This window comes from Caballeronia sp. ATUFL_F2_KS9A (assembly GCF_023630765.1).
GTDB classification, from domain to species: domain Bacteria; phylum Pseudomonadota; class Gammaproteobacteria; order Burkholderiales; family Burkholderiaceae; genus Caballeronia; species Caballeronia zhejiangensis.
The window spans coordinates 1-3549 of record NZ_JALQEK010000014.1; the positions used below are offsets into that span (position 1 = coordinate 1).

The 3549-nt window shown below is 61.7% G+C and carries 2 protein-coding genes; one reads left to right on the plus strand and one right to left on the minus strand.

The window, feature by feature from the left end; translation table 11 throughout:
* Nucleotides 1-2027: molybdopterin-containing oxidoreductase family protein (locus tag NCS67_RS11175; RefSeq protein WP_250435222.1), on the minus strand; the 2027-nt coding region annotated here is incomplete at its 3' end.
* 160 nt (nt 2028-2187) lie between these two features.
* Here NCS67_RS11175 and NCS67_RS11180 point away from each other — a divergent pair.
* Complete coding sequence (locus tag NCS67_RS11180) at nt 2188-3378, plus strand: M20 aminoacylase family protein (RefSeq protein WP_250435223.1); 1191 nt, start codon at nt 2188-2190, stop codon at nt 3376-3378.
* Nucleotides 3379-3549: the final 171 nt, after the last annotated feature.

Here is a 3549-nt window from a genome sequence, read left to right on the forward strand (position 1 = left end):
CGGCCGGCCCCCGCCGGCGCGCCATCTTTAGGGGGGGGCCCCCCACCCAAAAAAAAAACCCCCCCCCCCCCCCCCCCCCCCCCCCCCCCCCCGCCCCGCCCCCGCCCCCCCCCCCCCCCCCGGGCCTGCATCGAACCGCGATCGTTGAAGATGCGCACGACTGCGCCATCGGCGATGGCGCGCGCTTGCGCGTCGGCGGGGTGAATATCGAGATGCGGTTCGCGCTCCGCCGCCCGCAGACTTTCGATGTTCACGAAACTGCTGTTCAGGAAGTTGCGCGCGGGCGGCGAAATCATCGCGAGCGGATAGCGGGCCGCCAGATCCGGCGATCCGTCCGCAGACTCGTACGGCGGCAGGTAATCGGGCAACGGATCGAGACCTTCGCGTTTCAGGCGCTCGCTGTAGAACTCGCATTTTCCCGACGGGGTGCGGAACCCGCCTTCGGCCAGCGGCGCTTCTGCGATTCCGAGCTTCAGCCAGCCGGACGCCTTCAACGTGTCCCAGCTCTGACCTTCGAGCGTCGGGTCGTTCCAGCGGAATGCCTTCGATGCGATCTGCTCGTCGGTCTCGAAAAGCGCCGGCTCGGTAAGGCCCAGGGCGCGTGCGAGTCCGCGGAATATTTCAGTGTTCGGGCGCGCTTCGCCGACGGGTGGAATCGCCGGCAGATTCGCCATTACGTGCGTGTGCCCGTAGGACTTGTGGACGTCGAGATGCTCGAGCTGCGTCGTCGCGGGAAAGACGAGGTCCGCGTAATCGGCGGTATCTGTCTGGAAGTGTTCGAGCACGATCGTGAACAGATCCTCGCGCGCGAAGCCCGCCTCGACTTTCGCCGAATCGGGCGCGACCGCAACGGGATTCGAGTTGTAGACGATCAGCGCTTCGATCTTCGGCCCGAATGCTTCGTCGCCCGGATGCAGCAACGCGTCGCCGATCGCGTTCATGTTGATCGCGCGCGGAAGCTTCGAGGGCCAGCCCGGCAGCAAATCGGGACGCTCGAGCGCGGTGCCGTCGATCGGCGCCCAGCCGGACGACGAAAGCAGCAGGCCTCCGGCGCGCTCGCGCCACGCGCCAGTCAACGACGGCAAGCAAGCAATCGCCCGCACGGCATTGCCGCCACCGCGCACGCGCTGCATGCCGTAATTGAGGCGAATTGCGGCCTTCTTCGTCGATCCGAAAGCACGGGCGAGTTCGATAACGACCTTTTCGTCGATGCCGCAAATCTGCGCCACGCGCGAAGCCGGATACTGGGCCGCGCGCGCCGCAAGTTCATCGAAGCCGACGGTATGCGCGCTCACATACTCGTGATCGATGAAATTCTCGCGGATCAACACGTCGATCATGCCGAGCGCGAGCGCGGCGTCGGTGCCCGGGCGCAACGCGATGTGCTGATGGCACTTCTCTGCCGTGAGCGACTTGTACGGATCGATCGCGATCAGCTTCGCGCCACGACGCTTTGCCTCCTGCGCGCGCGTCCAGAAGTGCAGGCTCGACGCGATCGGATTCGCGCCCCAGATCAGAATCAGCTCGCTCTCTTCGTAATACTCCGAATGCATTCCGAGGCTCGCGCCGTACGTGTAGCGCAGGCCGGCGGCGCCCGCGGCCGCACAAATCGTGCGTTCGAGTCGCGATGCGCCAAGCACGTTGAAGAATCGGGCAGCGACGCTTTCGCCTTGCACCAGGCCCATCGTGCCCGCGTAACTGTATGGAACGATGGCTTCAGGCGCGCGCCGGGCGATAGGCTGCAGGCGTTCGGCGGCGAGTCGCAATGCTTCGTCCCAGCCGATCGGCTCAAATCGGCCCTCGCCCTTTTTGCCGATTCGACGCAACGGAGTCAGAAGACGATCCTTGTGATGCGTACGCTCGGCATAGCGCGTGACCTTTGTGCACAACACACCTTGCGTCGGTGGATGATCAGGTTCGCCGCTGACTTTGACCGCTTTTCCATCCTTGACCGTTACGCGCATCGCGCAAGTATCGGGGCAATCGTGCGGGCACACGGCTCGGGCAAACTCGGCTGGAGCGTTCATCGGAAAGTCCGTAAATCGAAGTAAAAGCGGCAGATGACGGAATTCTATTACGGCCGCTATGCGATCGACCGTCCGATGGCGCAAATAGCGGCGGCGTAGAATGGAACGAGCAGGCGCGGTCAATACGCGCAATCCGAATTCAAACGTGAGAGCAGTTGAAATGAATCTGATCCCAGAAATCGAAGCATCGCACGACGAGATCAAGACGCTCCGACGAACGATCCATGCCCATCCCGAATTGCGCTATGAAGAGGTTGGCACCGCAAAACTGGTTGCCGAGAGCCTCGAAAGTTGGGGAATTCAAGTGCATCGGGGATTGGGCAAGACAGGCGTCGTCGGCGTGTTGAAGCGCGGCGCCGGCAGCGCCTCGATCGGGCTGCGCGCGGATATGGACGCGCTGCCCATTCAGGAATTGAACACTTTCGGACATCGATCGACGAACGACGGCCGTATGCATGCCTGCGGCCACGATGGTCATACGGCGATGCTGCTCGGCGCGGCGAAATATCTGGCCAAGCACGGCAAATTCGATGGGACGGTCGTCTTCATCTTTCAACCGGCTGAAGAAGGCGGCGCGGGCGCGAAGGCCATGATCGAAGATGGTCTTTTCAAGCGGTTTCCGGTCGATGCGGTGTTCGGCATTCACAACTGGCCTGGCATTCCGGCGGGGCATTTCGGTGTCGTCGAAGGGCCGATCATGGCTTCGAGCAACGAGTTTCGCATCGCCATTCGAGGAACCGGTTCGCACGCGGCCTTGCCACATAACGGGCGCGACCCCGTTTTTACGGCGGTTCAGATCGCGAACGGGCTTCAGAGCATCATCACGCGAAGCAAGAAGCCGATCGATACGGCCGTGCTTTCCATTACGCAGATTCACGCTGGCCAGGCTGCCAATGTGGTGCCCGATCAGGCTTGGCTCGGAGGAACTGTGCGTACTTTTACGGTGGAGACGCTCGATCTGATCGAGGCGCGCATGCGCAAAATCGCCGATGCAACCGCAGCGGCCTACGACTGCGAGGTGGAAATTCATTTCCACAGAAACTATCCGCCGACGATCAATTCGCCTGAAGAGGCAAGATTCGCGGCGGAAGTTATGGCAGAAGTGGTGGGCAAGGATAAGGTCGATAGCGCCGTCGAGCCGACGATGGGCGCCGAGGACTTTTCGTTCATGCTTCTCGAAAAGCCCGGATGTTATGCGTTTCTAGGTAACGGCGACGGCGGGCACCGGGAGCAAGGACACGGCGCGGGGCCGTGCATGTTGCACAACGCCAGCTACGACTTTAATGATGATTTGTTATCGATCGGATCGTCGTACTGGGTAAGACTGGCGGAGAAATTCCTCGCCCGTTGATGGTCGCCGTTACGCCTCTGCTGGCTTAATTGCGATTTAGATTTTCACGCCCCAACGCAAAAACCCCACCTTTTGGGGTGGGGTTTTTGTTTGAAGCATGAGGAGCCTGACGATTACCTACTTTCACACGGGTATCCGCACTATCATCGGCGTGGAGTCGTTTCACGGTCC

Coding starts and splice junctions, on each gene's coding strand:
- NCS67_RS11180 (WP_250435223.1), top strand. CDS start 2,188: ATGAATCTGATCCCAGAAATCGAAGCATCGCACGACGAGATCAAGACG.